Source organism: uncultured Leifsonia sp., from assembly GCF_945957465.1.
Classification (GTDB): Bacteria; Actinomycetota; Actinomycetes; order Actinomycetales; family Microbacteriaceae; genus Leifsonia.
This window is the reverse complement of record NZ_CAMFLC010000009.1, coordinates 62,983-87,728: the sequence shown is the minus strand read 5'-3', so window position 1 is coordinate 87,728 and position 24,746 is coordinate 62,983. Positions and strand designations below refer to the sequence as shown.

Annotated in this window: 24 protein-coding genes and 1 tRNA gene; 11 read left to right on the top strand and 14 right to left on the bottom strand. The window is 70.4% G+C overall.

Features of this window, described 5'->3' with window-relative positions; translation table 11 throughout:
• Positions 1–8: 8 nt before the first annotated feature.
• From tatC to Q0Q23_RS06890, 8 genes are all read right to left on the bottom strand, one after another.
• Positions 9–797 carry a twin-arginine translocase subunit TatC gene (gene tatC / locus Q0Q23_RS06925; protein ID WP_295121346.1) on the bottom strand — a complete coding sequence of 263 codons (789 nt, stop codon included), beginning with the start codon at positions 795–797 and terminating at the stop codon, positions 9–11.
• A gap of 4 nt (positions 798–801) precedes the next feature.
• Entirely contained in the window at positions 802–1,026 is a 225-nt protein-coding gene (tatA, locus tag Q0Q23_RS06920; RefSeq protein ID WP_295121344.1) for a Sec-independent protein translocase subunit TatA, read from the bottom strand.
• Positions 1,027–1,029: 3 nt separating this feature from the next.
• Positions 1,030–1,380: a hypothetical protein gene (locus Q0Q23_RS06915; RefSeq protein WP_295121342.1), complete on the bottom strand. Its 351-nt coding sequence runs from the start codon at positions 1,378–1,380 to the stop codon at positions 1,030–1,032.
• Between the two features lie 9 nt (positions 1,381–1,389).
• Positions 1,390–2,364 (bottom strand): YafY family protein, encoded by a 975-nt coding sequence (locus Q0Q23_RS06910; protein WP_295121340.1) that lies wholly within the window; start codon positions 2,362–2,364, stop codon positions 1,390–1,392.
• A complete protein-coding gene (locus Q0Q23_RS06905; protein WP_295121338.1) occupies positions 2,357–3,394 on the bottom strand; it encodes a YafY family protein in 1,038 nt (345 codons plus the stop codon). The genes Q0Q23_RS06910 and Q0Q23_RS06905 overlap by 8 nt, the downstream gene beginning before the upstream one ends.
• A 20-nt stretch (positions 3,395–3,414) precedes the next feature.
• Positions 3,415–4,335, bottom strand: coding sequence for an FKBP-type peptidyl-prolyl cis-trans isomerase (locus Q0Q23_RS06900; protein ID WP_295121336.1), 921 nt, complete (start codon positions 4,333–4,335; stop codon positions 3,415–3,417).
• A 64-nt stretch (positions 4,336–4,399) separates the two neighbouring features.
• Positions 4,400–5,443, bottom strand: coding sequence for a tRNA (adenine-N1)-methyltransferase (locus Q0Q23_RS06895; protein WP_295121334.1), 1,044 nt, complete (start codon positions 5,441–5,443; stop codon positions 4,400–4,402).
• Positions 5,440–6,102: an HAD family phosphatase gene (locus Q0Q23_RS06890; RefSeq protein WP_295121400.1), complete on the bottom strand. Its 663-nt coding sequence runs from the start codon at positions 6,100–6,102 to the stop codon at positions 5,440–5,442. Before Q0Q23_RS06890 ends, Q0Q23_RS06895 begins: the two co-directional genes overlap by 4 nt.
• Before the next feature lie 110 nt (positions 6,103–6,212).
• Here Q0Q23_RS06890 and Q0Q23_RS06885 point away from each other — a divergent pair, with 110 nt between their 5' ends.
• The gene (locus Q0Q23_RS06885) at positions 6,213–7,136 is read left to right on the top strand and encodes a proteasome assembly chaperone family protein (RefSeq protein ID WP_295121331.1); all 924 of its coding nucleotides are present in this window, start codon (positions 6,213–6,215) and stop codon (positions 7,134–7,136) included.
• 55 nt (positions 7,137–7,191) lie between these two features.
• Here the strand turns inward: Q0Q23_RS06885 and Q0Q23_RS06880 are convergent, their stop codons facing one another.
• Together Q0Q23_RS06880 and Q0Q23_RS06875 are read right to left on the bottom strand one after the other, a co-directional pair.
• Entirely contained in the window at positions 7,192–8,055 is an 864-nt protein-coding gene (locus Q0Q23_RS06880) for an undecaprenyl-diphosphate phosphatase (RefSeq protein WP_295121328.1), read from the bottom strand.
• 8 nt (positions 8,056–8,063) lie between these two features.
• Positions 8,064–9,401, bottom strand: coding sequence for a M20/M25/M40 family metallo-hydrolase (locus tag Q0Q23_RS06875; RefSeq protein WP_295121324.1), 1,338 nt, complete (start codon positions 9,399–9,401; stop codon positions 8,064–8,066).
• Positions 9,402–9,523: 122 nt separating this feature from the next.
• On the opposite strand from Q0Q23_RS06875, the gene Q0Q23_RS06870 reads away from it, so the two are divergent.
• The 4 genes from Q0Q23_RS06870 (at position 9,524) to Q0Q23_RS06855 (ending at position 12,701) form a co-directional block, all read left to right on the top strand.
• Positions 9,524–9,608, top strand: a tRNA-Leu gene (locus Q0Q23_RS06870).
• Between the two features lie 90 nt (positions 9,609–9,698).
• Positions 9,699–10,688, top strand: coding sequence for a cation diffusion facilitator family transporter (locus Q0Q23_RS06865; RefSeq protein WP_295121321.1), 990 nt, complete (start codon positions 9,699–9,701; stop codon positions 10,686–10,688).
• Between the two features lie 17 nt (positions 10,689–10,705).
• On the top strand, positions 10,706–11,371 hold the full coding sequence (locus Q0Q23_RS06860; protein WP_295121318.1) for a YafY family protein: 666 nt from the start codon (positions 10,706–10,708) through the stop codon (positions 11,369–11,371).
• Between the two features lie 244 nt (positions 11,372–11,615).
• Complete coding sequence (locus Q0Q23_RS06855) at positions 11,616–12,701, top strand: VIT1/CCC1 transporter family protein (RefSeq protein WP_295121314.1); 1,086 nt, start codon at positions 11,616–11,618, stop codon at positions 12,699–12,701.
• A gap of 17 nt (positions 12,702–12,718) precedes the next feature.
• Here the strand turns inward: Q0Q23_RS06855 and Q0Q23_RS06850 are convergent, their stop codons facing one another.
• Positions 12,719–13,255 (bottom strand): DUF1707 domain-containing protein, encoded by a 537-nt coding sequence (locus tag Q0Q23_RS06850; RefSeq protein ID WP_295121311.1) that lies wholly within the window; start codon positions 13,253–13,255, stop codon positions 12,719–12,721.
• A gap of 105 nt (positions 13,256–13,360) precedes the next feature.
• Here Q0Q23_RS06850 and Q0Q23_RS06845 point away from each other — a divergent pair, with 105 nt between their 5' ends.
• From Q0Q23_RS06845 to Q0Q23_RS06825, 5 genes are all read left to right on the top strand, one after another.
• Positions 13,361–13,651 carry a DUF6504 family protein gene (locus Q0Q23_RS06845; protein WP_295121308.1) on the top strand — a complete coding sequence of 97 codons (291 nt, stop codon included), beginning with the start codon at positions 13,361–13,363 and terminating at the stop codon, positions 13,649–13,651.
• A gap of 85 nt (positions 13,652–13,736) precedes the next feature.
• Positions 13,737–14,576: a DUF3097 domain-containing protein gene (locus Q0Q23_RS06840; RefSeq protein WP_295121398.1), complete on the top strand. Its 840-nt coding sequence runs from the start codon at positions 13,737–13,739 to the stop codon at positions 14,574–14,576.
• Positions 14,577–14,679: 103 nt separating this feature from the next.
• Positions 14,680–15,390: a hypothetical protein gene (locus Q0Q23_RS06835; RefSeq protein WP_295121305.1), complete on the top strand. Its 711-nt coding sequence runs from the start codon at positions 14,680–14,682 to the stop codon at positions 15,388–15,390.
• A 2-nt stretch (positions 15,391–15,392) separates the two neighbouring features.
• A complete protein-coding gene (locus Q0Q23_RS06830; protein WP_295121302.1) occupies positions 15,393–16,973 on the top strand; it encodes a DNA polymerase Y family protein in 1,581 nt (526 codons plus the stop codon).
• Between the two features lie 111 nt (positions 16,974–17,084).
• Entirely contained in the window at positions 17,085–20,477 is a 3,393-nt protein-coding gene (locus tag Q0Q23_RS06825) for an error-prone DNA polymerase (protein ID WP_295121396.1), read from the top strand.
• A 77-nt stretch (positions 20,478–20,554) separates the two neighbouring features.
• Here the strand turns inward: Q0Q23_RS06825 and Q0Q23_RS06820 are convergent, their stop codons facing one another.
• On the bottom strand, positions 20,555–21,106 hold the full coding sequence (locus Q0Q23_RS06820) for a YceI family protein (protein ID WP_295121300.1): 552 nt from the start codon (positions 21,104–21,106) through the stop codon (positions 20,555–20,557).
• Between the two features lie 101 nt (positions 21,107–21,207).
• On the bottom strand, positions 21,208–22,377 hold the full coding sequence (locus Q0Q23_RS06815; protein WP_295121297.1) for a glycoside hydrolase family 3 N-terminal domain-containing protein: 1,170 nt from the start codon (positions 22,375–22,377) through the stop codon (positions 21,208–21,210).
• Between the two features lie 134 nt (positions 22,378–22,511).
• Between Q0Q23_RS06815 and Q0Q23_RS06810 the strand changes: the two genes are divergently transcribed.
• Positions 22,512–23,345 carry a UbiA family prenyltransferase gene (locus tag Q0Q23_RS06810; RefSeq protein ID WP_295121294.1) on the top strand — a complete coding sequence of 278 codons (834 nt, stop codon included), beginning with the start codon at positions 22,512–22,514 and terminating at the stop codon, positions 23,343–23,345.
• Here Q0Q23_RS06810 and Q0Q23_RS06805 read toward each other — a convergent pair.
• Positions 23,327–24,715 carry an MFS transporter gene (locus tag Q0Q23_RS06805; RefSeq protein ID WP_295121291.1) on the bottom strand — a complete coding sequence of 463 codons (1,389 nt, stop codon included), beginning with the start codon at positions 24,713–24,715 and terminating at the stop codon, positions 23,327–23,329. The genes Q0Q23_RS06810 and Q0Q23_RS06805 overlap by 19 nt on opposite strands.
• Positions 24,716–24,746: the final 31 nt, after the last annotated feature.

Here is a 24,746-nt window from a genome sequence, read left to right as displayed (position 1 = left end):
CGACCAGCCTATGCGAGCTCGGCCTCCAGCTTCATCGCGGCCTTCGCGACGCGGCGATCGTGCAGCCAGGCGACCGCGTAGGCGGCGAAGTAGAGCACCACCATCGGCACGGCCAGGAGGAACATCGACATCACGTCGGCCGCGGGCGTCGCGATCGCGGTGAACAGCGCGATCGCGATGATGGCCCAGCGCCAGGAGCCGATGATCGACTTGGCGCTCAGCACGCCGACGAAGTTGAGCAGGACGAGGAAGACGGGGAGGACGAAAGCGACGCCGATCGCGATCACGAGCTTGGTCACGAAGTCGATGTAGGTCTTCGCGTCGATGATGGCGGCGTCCTCTGTGGGAGCGAAGCTCGTCAGGAGGGCGACCATGTGCGGAACGACGAGCCAACCCGCGATCCCGCCCGCGATGAAGAGGGGGACCGCGGTGAAGAAGAACCCGAACGCGTACTTGAGCTCCTTGCGCGTGAGTGCCGGGACGAAGAAAGCCCAGATCTGCCACAGCCAGATGGGGCTCGACACGACGACCCCGATGGTGATCGCCACCTGCATCTTGAGGTCGAACGCCCCGGTGATGCTGCCGTAATTGAGCATCGCCTCGCGGCCCTGCTGCTTCGCGATCTCGGAGATGGGACCGCGAAGAGCGTTCATCACGGGTTCGGCGAGGAACCAGCCCGCGATCGCACCGGCCAGAAGCCCGAGCGCGGCGCGAAAAAGACGCTTGCGAAGCTCGATGAAGTGCTCGGCCAGGGACATCCGGCCATCGCGGTTCTTGCCTCGCTTGGTGGAGGCCACGCGATTACGACTTCGGCTTGGAATCGGTCGAGTCGGAAGCCGGAGAGGCCGCGGCGTCGTCGGAGGGGGCGCCCTTGCCGTCCTTCTTCATCTCGTCGACCTCGCCCTTGAAGATGCGCATCGACTGACCGATGCTCCGTGCGAGGCCGGGCAGCTTGGGCGCCCCGAAGAGAAGGAGGATGACCGCGAGAATGATGAGCAGGTGCCATCCGGTGAGGCCGCCGAGCATGATTTACGTCCTTTTGCCTAAGTCGCTGAAGCGGAGCGCGTCCGCTTTGACGAGTATTTTAGCGCGCCGGACTCGCTTATCTCTGCGAGCTTGCCGTGCGACACGTCGATCGGCCACGTCCTGCTCGCGTCGGGCGCGAAGCTCATCCGGGTCATCAAAGATCGCGCTGTGAAACTCAGTGTACCGCATGTCATCCGAGCGTTCGCTGAGGATCGCCGTCTTCTCGAGCAGCGCCCCGGCCTCCCGTGCGGCCGCCATCACCTTGCGGAACAGCGACCATCCGAAGTACGCGAGCATGCCGACGAGACCGAGCACGAGAACGGTCCAGATGAGAACCCACGACCACCAGGGCATGCAAGGAGCCTAGCGGTAGCGGTCGGCGCCGGCACGCGCCCATTCGGCGACGATCGTCCGGGCCTCCGGAGGATCGAGAACGGTCAGCACGCCCGCCAGGCCCGCGACGAGGCGCTTGAGACCGTGGAAATGGGCGACGCGAACGCTGGTGCGGACCAGGCCGCCCCGCTCCTGACGCGCGGCGCCCTCCGGGATGTAGTCCTCGATCAGCGGGATCGCCGACGCCGAGACCTCGATCGTGACGAGCTGGTCCTCCGGCGTGCCCTCGAAGAGCGTCTCGGGGAGGCGGAGGTCGCCCGGCCGGTACGTGATCGGGTCCTCCGTTGCGACGAGGTCGTCGATGCGATCCAGTCGGAACGTCCGGATGGCGGTACGAAGGTGGTCCCAGCCCCGCAGGTACCAGTCCTGGTCGGCCGACTCGACGCGCAGCGGATCGACCCGGCGCCGCTCACGCTCTCCGCGCGAGTTGAGGTAGTCGAACTCGAGCTGGGTCCCTGCGATCACGGCATCCCGGATGGTCGCGAGCGCTTCGTCCGACTCCGAGCGCGCCACCGCGACCTGGCTCGGAGCCGCGGAGGCGCCGCGAGCGAGCTTCGCCATGAGCGAGCCGATCACGTCGCGGTCGGCGTTCTCGGGCAGAGCCGTCAGGTACTGGAGGCCGGCGATCAGTGCCGCGGCCTCCCGAGCCGAGAACCGCGGGGAGTCGTCGATCGCGACCTGATGCGTGAGGACGATCCGGTCGTTCTCCTCGAAGTCGTCCCAGGAGATGTCGAACAGGTCGCCCGGCTGATAGGCATTGGTCTCCCCGGGGATTCCGGACACGGCGATCAGCCGCACGGCGTCTCGCATGCTCTCTTCGTCCACGCCGAAGTGCTCCGCCGCCTCGGCCACGCTCACCCGGTCGCGGTCCATGAGGTAGGGCACGAGGGCGAGCAGGAACGCCAGCTTGTCCTGCGCCTGCATGGGACGCTTGCGCTCAGCCACGGGTGTCCTCCTGCGGTTCCTCGTGGGCACGTGCGACGGTCAGCAGGCGTTCGACGACCTTGTCGCGCAGCTCGGGAGGCGACACGACCAGCACTTCGGGACCGAAGGCCGCGAGCTGGTCGGCGAGGATGTTGATGTCGGAGAAGTTCACGGTGAGCCGGAACGCTTCGCCGTCTCCCGCCGACGGGACCGCGTCGCCGTAGCGCTTGCGCAGACGCGTGGCGGCGTCCGTGCCGGCGGTGACCTCGATCTCGGCGACGTTCGCCGTCCAGATCCGCTCCAGCTCTTCGAGGGCGTGTTCGGCGAAATCGCGGCCCTCGGGCTGGAAGGTGCGATTGGTCACCTTGACCGGGCCGACCATGCGTGAGAGCAGGAACGTCCGTGATCCGCCCGCGTCCTGATCGATGCCCTGGAGATGCCAGCGGCCCTGGTGCTGGACGAGCGCGAGCGGGGCGACCGTGCGCACGCGTGACGCGCTCTCTCCCGGCTTCAGGTACGGGAACTGGACGATCGCGTGGCGCTCCAGCGCCTGGCTGAGCGGGTCGAACGCGCTCTCCCGCGCCCGCAGTCGCGGCGCGTAGCCGACGACGGGATCATCGGCCTCCACACCGAGCGAGCGCAGCTTCATCAGTGCGCGCCGGGACTCGCCGGACAGCGATCCCTCCCGCCAGACGGTGGCAGCCAGGCCCAGCAGCGTGATCTCCTCGGGCGAGAACACCACGTCTTGCGGGAGGTCGTAGGCGCCTTTCGGAATGCGGTACCGCAGCAGCTGGTTGTTGCCGGCTGCTTCGGGCGACTCCACGGTCTCCAGTGGCACGCCGAGCTCGCGGATGTCGTCTTTGTCGCGCTCGAACTGCCGTTCGAGGCTGCTGTTGTCGCCGTGGGCCTCGTAGCGCTGACGGTAGCCCTGCACCGTCGACAGGATCTCGCTCTTGGTCAGGCCGTTCTCGGTCGCGAGCAGCGCCAGCACAAGGCTGAAGAGACGCTCCTCGACCGGGACGCGCGACGGCGAAGACGAGGATCGGGGCACCCGACCATCCTAGTCCGCGCTCAGCGGATACCGAGGATGTCGACCACCCATGCCGACGCCGGGACGTTGCCGCTCGCCGGAGCCTCGATGACGAGCTGGGAGCCGACCTGCTGGCCGATCAGCGGCTTGAGCACGTCCCGCGGCAGCGCCTGGTTGAGCGCGCTCTGCCCGGTGTTCATCACGACGATGTCGGGCGACTTGCTCTGCCAGCTGCTCATGACGACGTTCTTGTTCTCCCAGCCGACCGCGGTGTAGTGCAGCACGACCTGCGAGTCCTTCTTGACGGTGGCGCCGCCGCCCTGCTTGAGCACCTCGCTGCGCACCTGCTTGGGTGCGCCTCCCGACGACGGGATCGTGATGCCGGGCTGACCGGTCGGCGCGAGCACGACCGTGGGGAAACCGGAGGTGGACGGGCGCACCGCGCCGTCGGCCGCGGGCAGGTAGGCGCCCACGATGTCGGCGACCAGGATGGTCGTGTTGCCGGACCCGGCGCCGCCGGCATCCTTGGGCGAGATGGCGACGGCCACGCGCGAGCCGACCGGTGCGCAGAGCAGGCCCTTGCTGATCGCGGCGTTGGAGTTGCCGATGGTGATCGGCGTCGCTTCGCCGCCGTAGTTGCCCTTCTCGCCCACCTGACCCGACTGGCCGTCGAGGAGGGTGTACTGGATCTCGATCATCTGACCGTTGATCACCGGCTCGCCGGTGCCTTCGGTCAGGATCGTGCGCTGCGAGGTCGTGGTGTCGACCGGAGTCGGCACGCTGATCTTCGGCTCCTTGCCGATCGGGCCGGTCGCGCTGACCAGATCCGACGCCTGGCCGCTCTTCAGGGCGCTGCTGCAGTCGGCGTTCGGGTTGGACGAGCATCCGGTGAGCGCCACCGCGGCGATGCCGACGGCGAGGAGGGCAGCGGACGATCTTCCGAGTGCGGTGATTCTGCGCACGGGTCCTCTTTCGGTGCGATCGGTGGGGAGGCTCGGAGGCACACGCCTCACGACCTCATTCATGCTAGTCGACGTACGGGTCGCGCTCGTCACCTGCAGCGCTCCCGGTGTCGGAGCCGGCCCCCGACTCGGCTCCGCGAGCCAGCTCGGCGCTGGCCGAAGCCTCCCGCATGCGCTTGCGCAGGCTCTTCGGGCTGGACTGCCGCTCGCCCAGCGCGCCGGGCGTCCAGGCCTCGACGTCGGCGTCGTCGTAGTCGCTCTTGGACGGGCGCCGCTTGAGCTCGGGAAGCACGGTGCCGGGAGCCAGCCGTCTGGCGGTGATGAGGAAGCCCGTGTGCGCGATCATGCGGTGATCCGGGCGCACGGCCAGCCCTTCCACGTGCCAGCCGCGCACCATCGTCTCGCTCGACTGCGGGTGCGTGTAGTGGCCGGTGGCGCGGATCGCCTCGGCGACCCGGGAGAGCTGTGTCACCGTGGCGACGTAGCAGAGCACGACGCCGCCGGGCTTGAGGGCATCGGTCACCACGTCGAGGGTCTCCCACGGCGCGAGCATGTCGAGCACGACGCGATCGACGCTGGCGGGCTCGACCGCGGCCGGGAGGGCGTCTTGGAGGTCGCCGACGGTCACCGTCCAGTTCTCGGGGTCGGAGCCGAGGAAGGTCGCGGCGTTCGCCCGCGCGACGTCGGCGAACTCGTCCCGGCGCTCGAACGAGAGCAGCCGGCCTTCCGGCCCGATGGCCCGCAGCAGCCACAGCGACAGAGCGCCGGAGCCGACGCCGGCCTCCACGACTGTCGCCCCGGGGAAGATGTCGGCCAGCGCCAGGATCTGCGCGGCGTCCTTCGGGTACACGATCGCCGCGCCGCGCGGCATCGACATCACGAAGTCGTTGAGGAGCGGGCGCAGCGCCAAGTGCTCGACGCCCGCATTGTTGGTCACCACGGAGCCGTCGGGCAATCCGATGATGGCGTCGTGCGCGAGCACGCCCCGATGACTGTGGAACAGCTTGCCCGGCTCCAGGGTGATGGTGTTCATCCGGCCCTTGGGCCCGGTGAGCTGCACCCGGTCGCCGACACGGAAGGGACCGGAACTGCGACGATCGGCGCTCATCGCGCCCCCTCCCGCGCTGCCGCGACGGCCGCGACGTCGTCGGCCGTGCGGCCGGCGAGCGACTCCCACAGCGTGTGCTCATCCGACTCCGGCAGCGGGACGATGTGCGGGACGCCGATGGTCGTGGCGCCGGAGGCCACGGCCGACGACAGCCCGACCAGCGAGTCCTCGATGGCGACGGCGTCGACCGGTTCGACGCCCAGCAGCTCGGCGGCGCGGAGGTAGGGCTCGGGATGCGGCTTGGGCTCGCCGACCTCGTCTCCGCTCACGATCACGTCGAATGCGTCGAACGGGATGGCGGAGACGATCTGCTCGGCCATGCTGCGTACCGACATGGTCACCAGGGCGGTGCGGACCCCGCGCTCCCGCAGCGACTGCAGCAACTCGCGCGCGCCCGGGCGCCACGGCACGCCCTGCGTCACGAGCCTCTCGCGGACCCGCTCGGTCAGCCAGTGCACGATCTCGTCTGCTGAGAGCTCGACGCCCCGCGACTGGAGGATCTCGGCCGAGTTCCACAGTCCCAGACCGACGAGCAGGAGCCCGTCGTCGTGGGTCCAGGTGCCTCCGAACGAGCCGACGAGCTCCTGCTCGGAGGCCATCCAGTACGGTTCGGTGTCGACGAGGGTGCCGTCCATGTCCCAGAAGACGGCGGCCGGCATCGCAGAAGTGGTCGATTCGGTCACGACCGGCAAGTCTATCGCGACGGGGTCGGGCCTATCCTGGATGGATGGCGCCCGCCCGGTCGCCGACGAGAGGACGAGTAAGCCACGTGACTGACGCGAAGAACATCCTCGGCGGCCGCATCCTGGTGGTGGCCTTCGAAGGGTGGAACGACGCAGGCGAGGCCGCCAGCGGCGCCGTGAAGACGCTGAAGGAGCAACTCGACGTCGTTCCGATCGCCGAAGTGGATCCCGAGCTGTACTTCGACTTCCAGTTCAACCGCCCCGTCGTCGCCGACGACGACGGGCGGCGACGGCTGATCTGGCCGTCGGCTGTGATGATGGGTCCGGCGCGTCCCGGGCGCGTCGGCGATGCGCTCGCGGGCGATGCCGAGCTCGACGTCACGGGCGACAACGCGGGCAACATCTTCCTGCTGCTCGGCACCGAGCCGTCTCGCAGCTGGCGCAGCTTCACGGCCGAGATCATGGATGCGGCGCTCGCGGAGGACATCGGGGTGATCGTCTTCCTCGGCGCGATGCTCGCGGACGTGCCGCACACCCGGCCGATCTCGGTGTTCGCGTCGAGCGAGTCGGCGGCCGTGCGTGCCGAGCTCGGCATCGAGCGATCGACCTACGAGGGTCCGGTGGGCATCCTGAGCGCGCTCGCCGAGGGCGCGGAGGACGTGGGAATCCCGACGATCTCGATCTGGGCGTCCGTGCCGCACTACGTGCACAACGCGCCCAGCCCCAAAGCGGTCCTCGCCCTGATCGACAAGCTCGAGGAGCTCGTCGACGTGACGATCCCCCGCGGTTCGCTCGTCGAAGAGGCCGCCGCTTGGGAGGCCGGCATCGACGCGCTCGCCTCCGACGACGAGGAGATGGCCGCCTACATCCAACAGCTCGAGCAGGCACGCGACACGGTCGACTCCCCCGAGGCCAGCGGCGAGGCGATCGCGCAGGAATTCGAGCGCTACCTGCGCCGGCGCGGCGACGGCCGCGACGGTCACGCGGGCGACGACCCACGGCGCGGCTGATTCCGCGCAGGAATTCACCCGCGGCGACGTGTCGACGCGGGCGGCACGACGAGCCTCAGGCCGCGAGCACGCCGGTGGCGAGCAGGATCATCAGCAGCACGCCGAGCGCGATGCGGTAGATCACGAACGGCAGGAAGCTCCGCCGGGAGATGTACCCCATGAAGAACGCGATCACGAGCAGGCCCACCACGAACGCGACCACTGTCGCCACAGCCGTCTCGGCCGGTCCGAAGACCTCGGGCGTGCACGTCCCGGCGGACGCCAGTGCCGACGTGCACGGCTCCTTGACCGCCTTGTAGAGCTGGTAGAAGCCACTGCCGAACACAGCGGGCAGTGCCAGCAGGAACGAGTACCGCGCGGCCGCCCGGCGCTGGTAGCCCATGAACAGCCCGGCCGTGATCGTGCCGCCGGAACGGGAGACGCCCGGGATCAGCGCGAGCGCCTGGGCGAACCCGAAGACGATGCCGTGGCCCCAGGTGAGCTCCCGCAACCGGCGCGTCTTGGCGCCCACCCGGTCCGCGATGCCCAGCAGCACGCCGAACACGATGAGCGTCGTCGCGACGATCCACAGCGACCGGAAGGTCGTCTCGATCGCGTCCTGGAACAGGAGCCCCAGGACCACGATCGGGATGCTGCCGAGGATGACCAGCCACCCCATCCTGGCGTCGGGATCGTTGCGCGGCACCCGGCCGAACAGCGACTGGAACCAGCGCGACACGATGCGGGTGATGTCCCTCCAGAAGTACAGCAGCACAGCGGCCTCCGTGCCCAGCTGGATGATCGCGGTGAACCGCGCGCCCGGATCGGCTCCGGTGCCCAGCAGCTCGCCCACGATGCGGATGTGCGCGCTGGAGGAGATCGGCAGGAACTCGGTCAGTCCCTGGACGAGCCCGAGGATGACGGCGTTGATGAAGTCCATGTGCTCTTTCAGTAGCTGCGCAGGAGGTCGCGCAGAACGGTCCTGCCGAACACTAGCGCGTCGAGAGGCACGCGCTCGTCGACGCCGTGGAACATACCGGGGAAGTCGAGATCGCTCGGCAGGCGCAGCGGCGCGAAGCCGTAGCCGGTGATCCCGAGCCGGCTGAGCGCCTTGTTGTCGGTGCCGCCCGAGAGCAGGTACGGCAGGACGGGTGCGCCCGGGTCGTGGCGCTCGAGGGTGCCGGCGATCGCATCGACGAGCTCTCCGCCGAAGGAGGCTTCCAGGCCGATGTCGCGGTGCATGATCTCGATCTCGACATCGTCGCCCACCAGTTCGCGCACCTCGGCGAGCACCCGGTCCTCGTCGCCCGGCAGCGTGCGGATGTCGACCAGCGCCTCCGCCGTGTCGGGGATCACATTGTGCTTGTAGCCCGCCTCCAGCACCGTGGGATTGCTGGTCGCACGCAGGGTCGCGAGGATGAACCCCGCTGCCGTGCCCGTGCGCAGGACGATCTCGTCGGGGCCGACCCGCTCGGGATCCACCTCGAGGAGCCGCGCGAGCTCCGCGATGAGGCGGCTCGTGGTGTCGGTGAGCTGGACGGGCCACTCGCGTCGGCCGATGGCGACCACGGCCTCCGCGAGCCTCGTGAGCGCGTTCTCGCGGATGAGCCGGGATCCGTGCGCCGCCCGGCCGCGCGCGATGAGCTTGATCCAGACGAGGGACTTCTCGCCGGTCTGCAGCAGGTAGGCGCGGCGACCCGCGAGGTCGATGGAGTAACCTCCCACTTCGCTGATCGCCTCGGTCGCCCCCGCGAAGAGCTCGGGCTGCGTGTCGACCAGGAAGTGCGAGCCGCGACGGCCGCCGTCCTCCTCGTCGGCGAAGAAGCCGAGAACGAGGTCACGCTCCGGCTGGTCCCCCGCGGTCAGGATGTCGCCCACCGCGGTCACGATCATCGCGTCCATGTTCTTCATGTCGACCGCGCCGCGGCCCCAGAGCAGCCCGTCGCGGATGACGCCCCCGAACGGGTCGACCGTCCAGTTGCGCGGATCGGCGGGCACCACGTCGAGGTGACCGTGCACGACGAGGGCGGGCTTGCTGCGGTCGCGTCCCTCCACCCGTGCGACCACACTCGTGCGTCCCGGATCGGACTCGAACATGCGGGGCGCCAGGCCCAGCGCGCTCAGGCGTGCCTCGACATACTCGGCCGCGTCGGTCTCGCCGTTGGAGCGGCCTTCGCCGTAGTTCGTGGTGTCGAACCGGATGAGGTCCCGCGCGATGATCGCGGTCTCATCGAGTCCGGCCGTGTCGGAGACGGCCGCTTCGGGGGTGTCGGGAGCGTCGGTCATGGCTCAACGCTACCGGGGGCCGTTCCGCCACGCCCGGGCTGCGCGACGATGTGAAACCGGCGCGACGTTTCGTGCTAATGTCTTTCTTCGGCAGCCGGAACCACGGCGGCCGGCAATCACCTGTCCGGGTGGCGGAAATGGCAGACGCGCTAGCTTGAGGTGCTAGTGCCCGTATAGGGCGTGGGGGTTCAAGTCCCCCCTCGGACACCGAACAGACGAAGGCCCCGATCGAAAGATCGGGGCCTTCGTCGTCCACGATGCCCTGTCCGGGATCGCAGCCCGTCGTAGGGTGGCTGCATGGCGTCCCGCAAGCGGTCCTCGGAGAGTCTCTCCACCGTGATCCTCGCCTTCGGCGCGAACCTCGTCATCGCCATCGCCAAGACCATCGCCGCCACGATCACCGGATCGGCGTCGATGGTGGCGGAAGCCGCGCACTCCTGGGCCGACTCCGGCAACGAGGTGTTCCTGCTGCGGGCGGAGCGTCAGGCCGCACGCCCCAGCGACGCCTCGCACCCGAGCGGGTACGGCAGGGAGACCTACGTGTGGTCGCTCTTCGCGGCCGTCGGGCTGTTCACGGCCGGCGCCGTGGTGTCGATCCTGCACGGGGTCGGTCAGCTCGGCGCGCGCGAACCGGAGACGGACTACCTCGTCAACTACGTCGTGCTCGCCGTGGCCTTCGTGTTCGAAGGGATCTCGTTCGCGCAGTCGTTCCGGCAGGCTCGCTCGATGGCCGCCGCACGCGACACCGGCACTCTCGAGCATGTGTTCCGGACGTCCAACCCCACGCTGCGGGCCGTCTTCGCCGAGGATGCCGCCGCCCTGATCGGACTCGTCATCGCTTTCCTCGGGGTGCTGCTCCACGAGCTGACCGGAAACGCGATCTTCGACGCCCTCGGCTCCATCCTGGTCGGGGTGCTGCTGGCGGTCGTCGCCATCGTGCTGATCGACCGCAACCGCCGGTTCCTGCTCGGTGAGCAGACGCCTGACCGGGTGACGCAAGCGGCGCTCGCCGCGATCCTGCGTCATCCCGACGTCGAGAAAGTCACCTATCTGCACCTGGAATACGTGGGTCCCGGGCGCGTCTTCCTGGTCGCCGCCGTCGACCTCGTGGGCGACGACAGGGAGTCCGACGTCGCGGACGATCTCTACGCGATCGAGCAACAGCTCGAGAGCGACGAGCATGTCGCGGAGGCGGTGCTGACGCTCTCGCGCCGGGGCGCACCGGCGCTGCTCCTCGCCGATCCCCCGCCACGCGATTCGGATAGCGGCCACATCCCGACCGCTTGAGGCGCCAGACTGGACGCATGGCCTGCACAGGCTCCCGCACACTCCAGCTGCTCTCACTCCTGCAGACGCATCGGTACTGGCCGGGCCAAGAACTCGCCGACCGGCCGCAGGTGTCGCCTCGCACCCTCCGCAGAGACGTCGAGCGGCTGCGGGAGCTCGGCTATCCGGTGGATGCGACCCGGGGCGTGGCCGGCGGGTACCAGCTCGCCGCCGGCGCATCGCTGCCGCCGCTCGTCGTCGACGACGACGAGGCGGTGGCGCTCGCCGTCGGCCTGCGCACGGCGGCACAGAGCGGTATCGCCGGCGTCGCCGACGCGTCGGTCCGGGCGCTCGCCAAGGTGGTTCAGGTGATGCCGCCGCGGCTGAAGCGGCGCGTGGATGCACTGCGTGTGGCGACCCTCGCGGCCGACCTGCGCCCGGCGCCCGTCGTCGACGCGGACGCGCTCACGGTCGTCGCCCAGGCCTGCCGGGACGAGGAGCGGCTTGCGTTCTCGTACACCCGCCGCGACGGGGCGGCCTCGGAGCGCGCCGTCGAGCCCCATCGCCTGGTCTCGGTCGGGCGCCGCTGGTATCTGGTGGCCTACGACCTCGAGCGCCACGACTGGCGCAGCTTCCGGCTCGACCGGATGACCACGCCGCGGAGTATGTCACGGCCTCCCTGGCCGGCACGACCGACTCGCTGATCGTCGAGGCCGTCATCGAAGCGTCGCTCGGCGACGTCGAGCAGGCCATCGGCCGCTGGGCGGAGGCCGCCCCCGAGGATCCCCAGCGCACGCGCGTCAGGATCACGGCGGACTCGCCGGAATGGGCGCTCTTCGGTCTCGCGGCGGTCGACGCGCCGTTCACCATCGAAGGCCCGCCCGAGGTGCGCGAGCTGGCCCGGCTCTGGGGGCGGCGCTTCGACGCCGCAACTAGACTCGTCAACCGATGACCCCCACGGAACGAACCCCCTCCCCGGCCGATATCAAGCGCTGGCGCCGCTACCTGGCCGACGAACGCGCGGAGGCGGCGGTCTACCGCGATCTGGCCGGCCGCCGCCACGGCGAGGAGCGCGAGATCCTGCTCGCCCTCGCCGAAGCGGAGGGCCGCCACGAACAGCACTGGCTCACCCTGCTCGGAGACCAGGTCGGCCGGCCGCTCCGCGGGGACGTCCGCACCCGCATGCTCGGTTTCCTGGCGCGCCGGTTCGGCTCGGTGTTCGTCCTCGCCCTCGCCCAGCGCGCGGAGGCCCGGTCGCCGTACGCCGACGACGCCGACGCCACACCCCGGATGGCAGCGGACGAGCAGGTGCACGAGGAGGTCGTCCGAGCGCTCGCCGCCCGCGGGCGGCAGCGCCTCTCCGGCACGTTCCGCGCCGCCGTGTTCGGCGCGAACGACGGTCTCGTCAGCAACCTCGCGCTGGTCCTCGGCGTGAGCGCGAGCGGGGTTCCGACGCACGTCGTACTGCTCACCGGCATCTCGGGTCTGCTCGCGGGCGCCCTGTCGATGGGAGCGGGCGAGTACGTTTCGGTGCGGTCGCAGCGCGAGCTGCTGGAGGCCTCCAGCCCGAACCCGGCCACCAGCTCCGCGCTGTCGCACCTCGACGTGGACGCCAATGAGCTGACGCTCGTCTATCGCGCGCGCGGAATGGACGAGACCGAGGCGCAGGAGCACGCCAGAGAGGTGCTGTCGACCCTGGGCGCCTACACGTCCCCGGTGGCCGTCCAGAGCGCCACCGCCGACGAGCACGAGGCCGTCGGCAACGGCTGGAGCGCGGCGGTGTCGAGCTTCTGCTTCTTCGCTTCGGGAGCGCTCATCCCGATCCTCCCGTTCCTGTTCGGGCTGACCGGGACGGCCGCGATCATCGTCTCCGCCGTCCTCGTGGGGCTGGTGCTGCTCGGGACGGGCGCGGTGGTCGGCCTGCTGTCGGGCGCCTCCCCGCTCAAGAGGGCGCTGCGCCAGCTGGCGATCGGCTACGGTGCGGCCGCCGCCACCTACCTCCTCGGGCTGCTCTTCGGCGCGACGGTCGGCTGACGGGAACTGCTGCGGCGTCAGCGCCTTCTGCGGTCGCCGCCGTCGACACCGTAGACGATCGCGCCCGCGAGCGGGATGAGCAGGAACCAGAGCCAGCTGTACTGGTAGCCCCACGCGAGACCCGTCACGAAGAACAGGATGACGGCGACGAAGGGCATGATCGACACCACCAGCAGACCCCAGCGGTTGACCGGACGCCCGTGGTCGCTCGACGGGGGCGGCGTGTCGTACGGGCGCTGGCCGTAGGGGCTCTGGCCCGGACCGGACGCCTGCCAGGCGGACGAGGCCGGTTCCGACGCTGCGGCGCCCGGTGCGGCTCCCGGCGCGGCTCCCGTCGCGACGTCGTCGAGATCGAGCACACCGGGCAGATCGGCGAACAGCGGTGCGAGATCGCCACGGGTCACCGCAGAGCGCGCGGCGGTGACGCGCGACTGCAGCTCGCCGTCGCTCAGCCGCCCCTGAGCGGCGTGCGACTGGAGGGCGGCCACGGCGCGCTCCCTCTCGTCGTTGCTGAGGCGCAGCGATGCGCCGGACGGATCCCCGAAGTCGGTCATGCGCCCCAGTATGGCAGGTGCGGACGTCGGTATGGCAGTGCGGACGTCGGTCGCCGGACGTACACTCGTATTCGAACATACGTTCGACTGGAAGGGAGCACGCTGATGACCGACATCGACGAAGCGGTCGCCGTGTGGACGACGGAGGAGGGCGTCCCGGTCCGCCTCGTGTGGCGCTCGACCCGCTACCGGGTGAGCGACACCCCGACCGTGTGGTCCGAGACCTGCGCCTGGTGGCGTCCGTTCGGCGAGCACCGTTACGGGGTCGGCAGCCTGCCCCGGGAGATCGGCGGCTGGCGGTTCCAGGCGACCAGCGAGCGCGGCGTCGCGCACGTGTTCGACGTGCGCCACGACGCAGGCGACCGCAGCTGGCGCCTGGTTCGCATCTTCGACTGATCGACGGACGGAGCCGGACATCCGCGTCGCGGACGGGGAGCCTCCCGCACGGTCGAGCGCCGATCGCTTACCCTCTCTCCTCGTGATGGAAGACGACCGCTACGGATCCGATGTGCTGGCGACCGACTGGAAGAACGCGGGCCGCACGGCCGTGCCGAACGTGGAAGCGGTTCGCGACCTGGTCGTCGAGGAGGCCGCCACGGGCTTCTGCGGCGCGATCGTCCGCCTCGAGGCGCAGACGGTGGAACTCGAGGACTACTTCGGGGCGAAGCGCGTGTTCCCGCTGGGCGCCTCCTTCCTGATCGACGGCAAGCCGGTGCGGTTGGTCGTGCCGAGCCGCGCTCCTGCCGGTCGCGGGCGCACCGCCTCCGGGTCGTTCGCCGTCGGAGAGCAGAAGGCTCGCGTCGCCCGGGCCAGCAGGATCTTCGTCGAGGGCCGGCATGATGCCGAGCTCGTCGAGCGGGTCTGGGGCGACGACCTCCGGCTCGAGGGCGTCGTGGTGGAGTATCTGGAGGGCGTGGACGACCTGGATGCGATCGTGCGCGAGTTCGCACCCGACCGCGGGCGGCGCATCGGCGTGCTGGTGGACCACCTCGTGCCCGGCTCGAAGGAGAGCCGGATCGCCGAGCAGGTGGCGCGCGGTCCGTTCGGCGCCCACGTGCTGGTGGTCGGGCATCCCTACATCGACGTCTGGCAGGCCGTGAAGCCCGCCAGGGTGGGCCTGGAGGCCTGGCCGTCGATCCCCCGCTCGGTGCCGTGGAAGCACGGGATCTGCGCGGCGCTGGGCCTCCCCCATGAGACCCAGGCCGATATCGCGCGCGCGTGGAAGCTCATCCTCGGCCGCGTGCGGACGTACGCCGATCTGGAGCCGGAGCTGCTCGGTCGTGTCGAGCGGTTGATCGACTTCGTGACCGAGCCGGCGTAGCCTTTCCGCGCACCGCCGGGACGGTTCGCGGGAACCCTCCGGGCACACGCCCGGATACTCAAATACATTTGCGGTATTCGAACATGTGTTCGAAAATAAGAGTATGTCCCTGGCAGTTGCGCGCACCATCGTCGACCCGGCCGTCACCGGCCCGGGGGCCGACCGCGCGCAGGTGCACGAGCTGCAGACGCGCATCCGCCAGATGCAGGCGACGAAGCTCGACACGCGCCGGCTGGAGACGCATCCCGCCCTCGCCCCGCTGCTGCCCGGCGGAGCGCTCAAGGCCGGCGCCGCCTACACGGTGCACGGCTCCACCACGCTGCTGATGGCCATGCTCGCCGGCCCGAGCGCCGCGGGAGCCTGGTGCGGCGTCGTCGGGATGCCCGACTTCGGGGCGGAGGCGGCAGGGCGGTTCGGCATCGATCTGGAACGGCTCGTACTGGTGCCCCACCCCGGGCCGCAGTGGCTGACGGTCACCGCGGCGATGGCCGACGTGCTCGGCGTCGTCGCCGTCGCCCCGCCTGAGCGGCCCGCGAACGGCGATGTGGCCCGGCTGAGCGCCCGTCTGCGCCAGCGGGAGTCGACCCTCCTCGTGGCCGGCGACTGGCCGCAGCCCGAAGCAGCGCTCTCGGTCGTCCGCAGCGGCTGGGACGGCCTGGGCGCCGGCGCCGGCTACCTCTCGTCCCGCCGGGTGACCGTGGAGGCCGCACCGCGTGGCGGTGCAGGCCCCCGCCGGCGTGCCGAGCTCTGGCTGCCCGCGCTCGACGAGACGTTCCGCGCCTCCGGCCCCACACGCCTGGAGGCGGTGAGTTAGGCATGTCTCCCACGATGCGCCAGGTCACCCGCGCGATCGTGCTCTGGTGCCCTGACTGGCCGGTGATCGCCGCCCGGCAACGACTCGAACTGCCCGCGGAGGCCCCGCTGGCTCTGGTCGAGAAGGGGATGGTGTTCGCCTGCTCCGCCGAGGCCAGGGCCGACGGCGTCAAGCGCGGGCTGCGGGTGCGCGAAGCGCAGTCACGTTGCCCGCAGCTGGAGGTCGTCCTCTACGACCCGGTGCTCGATGCGCGGGCTTTCGAGCCGGTCCTGGCCGCGATCGAGGAGATCACACCCGGCGTGCAGGCGGTGCGCCCGGGCACCTGCGTGCTGCGGGCGCGCGGCCCCGCCCGGTACTACGGGGGCGAAGAGGCCGCGGCGGCCGAGCTGCTGCGACGCCTGGAGCACCTGGAGGGCGTCGCCGGGCCGGCGCTCGGCGACGTGCGGGCCGGCATCGCCGACGGCCCCTTCGCGGCAGAGCAGGCCGCGCGCTCAACGGGAACGGCCCGGGTGCGCATCGTCCCTCCCGGAGGCTCCCCCGCGTTCCTGGCTCCTCTGCCCGTCGCCCAGCTGGGGCTCGTCGAGCTGACGCCGCTGCTGCGCCGGCTGGGCCTGCGCACGCTCGGCGACCTCGCCCGCCTCGACCGGGTCGACGTGCGGGAGCGGTTCGGGGAGCGCGGCGAGCACGCCCACGACCTGGCGAGCGGGATGGACGGTGCCGCGGTGGTCCCGCGCGTGCCGCCCCGGGTGCTCGACAAGGCGATCGAGTTCGAGCCTCCTCTCGACCGGGTCGACCAGGTGACCTTCGCCTTCCGCGCCACCGCGGAGCAGTTCGTGGCCGGCCTCACCAAGGCCGGGCTGGTCTGCACCTCGGTGCGTATCGAGGTGACCGACGAGAGCGGCAGGGTCAGCGACCGCACCTGGCTCCATCCACGGCTGTTCTCGGCGTCGGATGTCGTCGACCGGGTGCGCTGGCAGCTGCAGGGCGCCGGATCGGTCGAGTCCGGCCTGGCGTCGCCGATCAGCCGGGTGACGGTCGCGCCGCAAGCGGTCGACGACATCGGCCACCACGAGGACGGCCTGTGGGGCGGCGGCGCGGACGAGCGCATCCACCACGGGCTCACCCGGGTGCAGGGCATGCTCGGCCACGACGCCGTGGTCACCGCGACCATCGGCGGCGGCCGGGCGCTGTCCGACCGGCAGGTGCTCGTGCCGTGGGGCGACCGGCCGGTCGGCGTGGCCCGCACCGACCGCCCGTGGCCGGGTTCGCTGCCTGCGCCCGCGCCCTCCACGGTGTTCGAGGTGCCGCGGCCGGTGGCGGTGCTGTCGGATTCCGGCGAGCCGGTGGAGGTCACCGACCGCGGTGATCTCACCGCCCCGATCGTGAGTTTCTCGCCCACCGGAGCAGCGCGCGATGCTCGTCCCGTCGACTCCTGGGCGGGACCGTGGCCGGTGCGGGAGCGCTGGTGGGACGCGACGCTCGCCCGCGCGATGCACCGCTTCCAGCTCGTGGACGCCGACGGCACCGCCTGGCTGCTCTCCCTCACCGGCACGGCCTGGTTCGCGGAGGCCCGCTATGACTAGCGCGCGCCGCCCATCCCGCCGCAGCGGGGACGCGACACGCCGCGATCCCCACAGGATGGCGGCGTGTCGCGTCCCCTGTGCGCGGGTGCCAGCGGGATGGAGGGACGACTGATGGGGTGGAACAATCCGCCGATTCCGTGGGCCGAGTTCGAGCGACGGCTGAGCGGCCGGCGCACGGGAGAGCAGGAGCAGCCGGAACGGCCGTCGTCGCGCAAGCGGCAGAAATACGTGCCGCAACCGATGCCGGACGAACCCGACACCGGCCATGTCGCCTACGCCGAGTTGCACGCGCACAGCACCTTCAGCTTCCTCGACGGAGCCAGCGCTCCGGAGGAGTTGCTGGAGGAGGCGACACGCCTGCGGCTGCACGGCCTCGCCCTCACCGATCACGACGGCTTCTACGGCGTCGTGCGGCTCGCGGAGGCCGCGGAGGCCTACGACCGCGTGAAGACCGTGTTCGGCGCCGAACTCTCCCTGTCGCTCAGCAGGCCGCAGAACGGCGAGCCCGACCCCGAGGGCAGCCACCTCGTGCTGCTCGCCCGTCAGCAGTCCGGGTACCACCGGCTGGCATCCGCCATCACGGCGGGGCAGCTCGCCGGCGAAGAGAAGGGCCGGCCGCAGTACAGCCTCCCCGACCTCGCCGAGCAGTCGGGCGGCGAGTGGATGGTGCTCACGGGCTGCCGCAAGGGCGACGTGCGCCTCGCGCTGGCCGAGCACGGCGAACGCGCCGCCGAACGAGAGGTCGCCCGGCTCGCCGACCTGTTCGGCCACGACAACGTGCTCGTGGAACTGATCGACCAGGGCGCCCCCCGCGACACCACCGACAACGACGTCCTCGCCCGTATCGCCGGCCGGCTGGGGCTGCCCGTCGTCGCCACCAACAACGTCCACTACGCGACACCCGCACAGTACCCGCTCGCCACGGCGGTCTCTGCGGTGCGCGCCCGCCGGAGCCTCGACGAGATGGACGGCTGGCTGCCTGCCTCCGCCGCCGCGCACCTGCGCAGCGGCCGCGAGATGGCCGCCCGGTTCGCCCGGTACCCGGGGGCCGTGGAGCGCACGGCCGACATCGCCGACGACCTCGCCTTCCGGCTGCGCAGCGCCCGGCCGCGGCTGCCCAAGCAGGAGGTGCCGGCCGGCCACACGCCGATGAGCTGGCTGCGGGAGCTCACCTGGCGGGGCGCAGCCGAACGCTACCCCGACCTCGACCGCGACCCGGTGAAGCGGGAGCGGATCGAACGCGAGCTCGACGTGATCGAAGCGAAGGACTTCCCCGGCTACTTCCTCATCGTCCACGACATCGTGCGCTTCGCCCGCGAGCGCGGCATCCTCTGCCAGGGTCGCGGCTCGGCGGCCAACTCGGCGGTCGTCTACCTGCTCGGGATCACCGCCGTCGACTCGATCAAGTACGACCTGCCGTTCGAGCGGTTCCTGTCCTCGATGCGCGAGGAGGAGCCCGACATCGACGTCGACTTCGACTCCGACCGCCGCGAGGAGGTCATCCAGTACGTCTACGCCAAGTACGGCAGGCACAACGCCGCCCAGGTCGCCAACGTCATCACCTACCGCCCCAAGAACGCAGTGCGCGACATGGCGAAGGCGCTCGGTCACTCCACCGGGCAGCAGGACGCCTGGAGCAAGCAGATCGACTCCTGGAGCCGCGTCGCGACGACCGACGACCACGACATCCCCGAGGCCGTCGTCGACCTCGCCCAGCAGGTGCTGAAGTTCCCACGGCACCTCGGCATCCACTCGGGCGGTATGGTGCTCACCGACCGGCCCGTCGGCGAGGTCTGCCCGATCGAGCACGCCCGCATGGAGGGCCGCACGGTGCTGCAGTGGGACAAAGACGACTGCGCCTGGATGGGGCTGGTGAAGTTCGACCTGCTCGGGCTCGGGATGCTCTCGGCGCTCGACTACGCGATGCGCACGATCGAGGCGTCGCTCGGCGAGCGGTGGACGCTCGACAGCATCCCGAAAGAAGAGCAGGGCGTCTACGACATGCTGTGCCGGGCCGACTCGATCGGGGTGTTCCAGGTGGAGAGCCGTGCGCAGATCGGCACCCTGCCGCGGCTGCAGCCGCGCAGCTTCTACGACCTGGTCATCGAGATCGCCCTGATCCGGCCCGGCCCCATCCAGGGCGGCGCCGTGCACCCGTACATCCGCCGCAAGCTCGGGCAGGAGGAGGTGACTTACCTGCATCCCGCGCTGGTGCCGGTGCTCGAGCGGACGCTGGGGGTCCCGCTGTTCCAGGAGCAGCTCATGCAGATGGCCGTCGCCGTGGGCGACTGCACCGCGGAGGACGCCGATCTGCTCCGCCGGGCGATGGGCTCCAAGCGCGGGGTCGAGAAGATCGGCGCGCTGCGGGCGAAGCTTTACGAGGGGATGGCGCACAACGGGATCGTCGGAGACGACGCAGACGCGATCTACGCGAAGATCGAGGCGTTCGCCAACTTCGGTTTCGCCGAAAGCCACGCGATCAGCTTCGCCCTGCTGGTCTATGTGAGCTCGTGGATGAAGCTGCACTACCCCGGCGCTTTCCTCGCAGCGCTGCTGCGGGCCCAGCCGATGGGGTTCTACTCGCCGCGCACGCTCACCGCCGACGCGCGGCGGCACGGGGTGGTGGTGCGCAGGCCCGACATCCAGCTCTCCGGGGTGTTCCCGCTGCTGGAGGCGATCGACGGGGCACGACCCGGCCCGACCGGTACGGACCCGTGCCTCGAGCCCGACCAGCCACCGGTCGGCGACTTCGACCGGCGGGTGCCGCTCGACTTCTCCGCTCACCGCAGAGACGCAGGCCATGCGGTGCGGCTGGGACTGGCGGGAGTGACCTCCATCGGCGAGACCCTCGCCGGGCGCATCGTGGCCGAGCGCGAGACATCCGGCCCTTTCCGCGACCTCGGCGACCTTGCGCGGCGGGTCGGCCTCACGACGGCGCAGCTGGAGGCGCTCGCCGCGGCCGGCGCGTTCGAGGGCTTCGGCCTGAGCCCGCGTCAGGCGATCTGGGAGGCGGGGAACGCCGCCCAGGAGCGCCCGGAGTACCTCGCGGGCACCGCCATCACCGTGCAGCCTCCGCTGCTGCCGCTGCTCTCCCCTGCCGAGCAGCTGGCGAGCGATCTGTGGGCCACCGGGATCTCGACCGACGACCATCCGATCCGCTTCCTGCGCCCGGCGCTCGACGCGCGCGGCGTGCGGGCGGCGGACACGCTCGCCGTGGCCGAGTCGGGGCGCCGCATCGAGGTCGGCGGCGTGGTGACGCACCGCCAGCGGCCGGCGACAGCGGCCGGCGTGACCTTCCTCAACCTGGAGGACGAGACGGGGCTCGTGAACGTGATCTGCCCGGTCGGGGTGTGGAACCGCTACCGCCGGGTGGCCAGGCAGGCTCCCGCGATGATCGTGCGCGGCATCCTGGAGCGCAGCGAGGAAGGTGTGGTGAATGTGCTCGCGGATCGGCTGGAGCCGTTGGAGACCACCATCCGAACGGTGTCCCGTGACTTCCGCTGACTCCGGCGACGACGAAGGGCACGTCGTTGTCACTCATCGCGAGCGAATGCGACAACAACGTGCCCTTCGGGAGCGACTCAGGCCTGGTTGAGGACGGCCTGGAGCTCGACGGTGATGGTGACGTCGTCGCCCAGCAGCATGCCGCCGGTCTCGAGGGCCGCGTTGTACGTGAGGCCGAAGTCCTCACGGTTCACCTTGGTCTTGGCGGTCGCGCCGGCCTTGTAGTTGCCGTACGGGTCCTGGCCGAAGCCGCCGAAGTCGAACTCGAAGGTGACGGGCTTGGTCACGCCCTTGATGGTGAGCTCGCCGTCGACCAGGAACTCGCCGTCCTCGTGGCGGACGCCGGTGGAGACGAAGTCGATCGTCGGGAACTCCTCGGCCAGGAAGAAGTCGCCGGTGCGCAGGTGCGCGTCACGATCGCTGTTCTTGGTGTTGATCGAAGCGACGTGGGCCTTGGCCGAGACAGTGGACTCGAGCGGGTTCTCGGCGGTGACGAAGGTGGCGTCGAAGTTCTCGAAGACGCCCTTGACCTTGCTGATCATGAGATGACGGATGCTGAAACCCACCTCGCTGTGCGCGGGGTCGATGGTCCAGGTGCCGGCCTTGTATCCGGGGATGTCGATGGTCATTCGGTTCTCCTTGCTGAAGCTTGCGCTGTCGGACGCTGTCAGATCCATGCAACTGCATGTATCGCCACGGTATTCCGGATGAGCGAAAAAAAGTTGACGCGTCACCCTCGGACGGCGATGGAGTGCCTCAGCTCGAGCAGTGCGCGAGCATCGGAGTCGATCCGAGACGGCGCGATGCGCCCGTCCTGCACCGCTGCGACGACGGCATCGATGAGGACGTCGGGGTCGGTGTCCGCCCCCTGGACCAGGAGGATCATCGTGTTGCCCGCTGCGATCGCGGCCACCGCATTCGCGGCGGCGTCGGCGTATTGCGGGAGGCCGGTGTCCTGCAGCATCCGCAGGTCGTCCGTGATCGTGACCCCGTGGAAGCCCAGCTCGTCGGCGAGGATGCGATGCCACACCGGTGACAGCGACGCCGGGGCAGCGTCGACACCGGTGTAGGCGAGGTGGCCGAACATGACGACCTCCGCGCCCGCCGCGATGCCGGCGCGGAAGGAGGGGGCGTCCTGCGCGGCCCAGCGGTCGTGGTCGACGGGAGCGTTCGGCACCGTGTGGTGGGAATCCGCGTCGGTCTCCCCGTGCCCCGGAAAATGCTTGAGGGTGCTGAGCACGGTCCCCCGCTCGCCGGTGACGGAGGCTGCGACGCGGGCGGCCGCAGAGGCCGGGTCGGTGCCGAGGACGCGATCGGCGATGAACGAGTTCGGGTCCGCGGTGACGTCGGCGACCGTGCCGAAGTTGAGATTCACGCCCACCGCCTTGAGGAGCGCGGCTCGTTGGGCGAACACGCGTTGCGTGACGTCCGGCGGCTGCGATCGCAGTGCTTCGGCGCCCGGAAGCCCGTCCCACGGCAGTCGCGTGACGTCACCGCCCTCCTCGTCGATGCCGATGAGCGGGGGGAGGTCGGGGTCGGACGAGCGGAGAGCGGCCGTCTCGGACGCGAGCGCCTCGGGCGTGGCGGGCACGTTGTCGCCCATGAGGATCACTCCCCCGAGCCCGTGCCGATCGACGAACTGCCGCAACGCGGCGGGATCGGTCCCCGGGGCGTGCAGCATGAACAGACCGGCGACCTTCTGGCGCAGCGTCATGTTGCCCAGCCGCTCGTCGGCGTACGCCGCCGGCGGGTCGGTCGCCGCGGGCGCAGGGGACGGCACCGGCGAACGGTGCGTCCGCGCATGGGCCGACAGGCTCGTCGAGCCACCGGCCGCGCAGCCTGCGAGCGTCGAGACGAGCATCACCAGAGCCACGGCCGTCATCCATCTGTGGCGCTGCATCGACCGATCGTACCCGCTTCTCCCTCAGCGCTTCCTCCGAGCGGGTCGCCGACGGCCGGCACCCGACCGAGACCCGCTCGCGCACCGAGAGTGTGTAGCCTGCGCCATCACCCGCCACCGCCTACGATGGCGGCATGGCGTCCAAGCCGATCGCGTTGCTGCTCGCCAGTCACCCGGGACCGACCCTCGTCGTCACGGCGGTGGCGACGGTCCTCGGAGTCGGCCTCGGTTATCCACCCGGACGGCTCGCCCTGCTCGCGTTCGCCATCCTGCTCGGCCAGCTCTCGATCGGCTGGTCGAACGACTGGCTCGACGCCGCACGCGACAGCGAGGTCGCTCGCGCCGACAAGCCGGCCGCTCGCGGCGACATCCCGGCCGCGGCGGTGCGCGCTTCGGCATTCGTCGCCCTTGGACTCGCCCTGCTGAGCACGGCACTCCTCGGTGTGGCGGCGCTCCTCGCGCACACAATCGCCCTCGCGGGCGGTTGGGCGTACAACCTCGGACTCAAAGCGACCGTCTTCTCGTTCGTGCCGTTCGCCGTGAGCTTCGGGCTGCTGCCCGCGATCGTCACGCTCGGCCAGGAGACTCCCGCGTGGCCGGCGCCCTGGGTGCTCGCCGCCGGCGCCCTGCTCGGCGTCGCCGCCCACGTCACCAACGTCCTGCCCGACCTCGCCGACGATGCCAGGACGGGGATCAACGGCCTGCCGCATCGCCTCGGCGCACGCGCCAGCGGGCTGCTGGCCTTCACGTGCCTGGCAGTGGCGACAGCCCTGATCACCTTCGGCCCGGGTCTGCCGGTACGCCCGCTGCTGCTCGTCGGACTCTTCGCCGGCCTCGCCGCCGCCGTCCTGGGCGTCGTGCTGCTGCTGCGCCGGAGCCCGACCCGGCTGCTGATGCAGCTCATCATGACCTGCGCGATCATCGACGTCGTGATGCTCGCGCTGGTGGGTCAGTCGACCGCCGTCTGAATCGGCTCGGCCGCCGGTTCGTGGTTGCGGATGCCGATGGCCGAGACCACGCCACCGATGATCAGGAGACCCGCTGTGGCGAGCATCGCACGGTGCATCCCGTCGACATCGAGCTTCTGACCGATCACGATCCCCGCCATCGCGACGGTCAGCAGACCCGCGATACGCGCGACGGCGTTGTTCACCGCAGACCCGATGCCCGCCTGGCCGGGGTGGATGGAGCCGAGGATCGCGCTCGTGAGCGGCGCGACGGTCATCGACAGACCGACGCCGAAGAGGAGCACCGCGGGCAGCAGTTCCAGCCAGTAGCTCACGTTCGTCCCCAGCATCAACAGCCAGAGGAAGCCCAGCGATCCGAGGATCGGCCCGAACGCCATGAAGAAGCGCGGTCCGTACTTGCCCGCCAATCCGCCGAAGAAGCTCGAGAGAAGCAGCATGCACAGCGTCGACGGGATGAACACGAAGCCGGCGACGAATGCCGAGAACCCGGCGACCTGCTGGAGGAACAGCGTCACCATCAGCGGGCCGAACGACAGTGCACCGTAGACGAAGGCGGTGGCGAGGTTGCCGACCCAGAAGTTGTGCACCGAGAACAGTCCGAGTGGCAGCATCGGCTGCTTCACCCGTGTCTCTGCGATGAAGAACCCGATGAGGGAGAGCACGCCGACGACGAAGGGGATCCACACGCGCGGGCTCCCCCAGCCGTACGAACCCTGCTCGATGAGTGCGAACACCGTGCCGGCGAGTCCGAGCGAGCCGAGCACCGCGCCGATGACATCCACGCGGCCGCCCGTCCCCGTGTCGGTTTCACCGAGGGTCAGCATCAGCACGAGGGTCACCGCGATCGGCACCACGTTGATCACGAACACCCACCGCCACGACAGCGCGTCGACGAAGAAGCCGCCGACGACCGGCCCCGCGATCATCGCGATGCCGGTCCACGCCGTCCAACGCCCGATCGCCTTGGCCTGTGCAGCGCCCTCGAAACGGGAGATGATGATGGCCAGCGAGCTCGGTACGAGCAGAGCGCCCGCCACGCCCTGCAGGGCGCGCGACAAGACGAGGAAGACGCCGTTCGGCGCGAACGCGCAGAGCAACGACGTGATGGCGAAGCCGAACAACCCGACGTAGAGGATCCGCTTGCGGCCGAAGACGTCGGACAGCGAGCCGGCGATCAGGATCAGAGAACCCAGCGTGACCAGATAGGCGTCGACCACCCACTGCTGGAGAGGCAGCCCTCCGCCGAGTTCCCTGTCGATCGCCGGCAGCGCGACGTTGATCACCGCACCGTCGAGGAACGCGACGAAGCTGGCCAGGATGGCGATGACGAGGACGCGCACCTGCAACGACGTCATCTTCTCCCCGGCCATGGACTCATTCAACGACCCGGCGGCGTCGCGC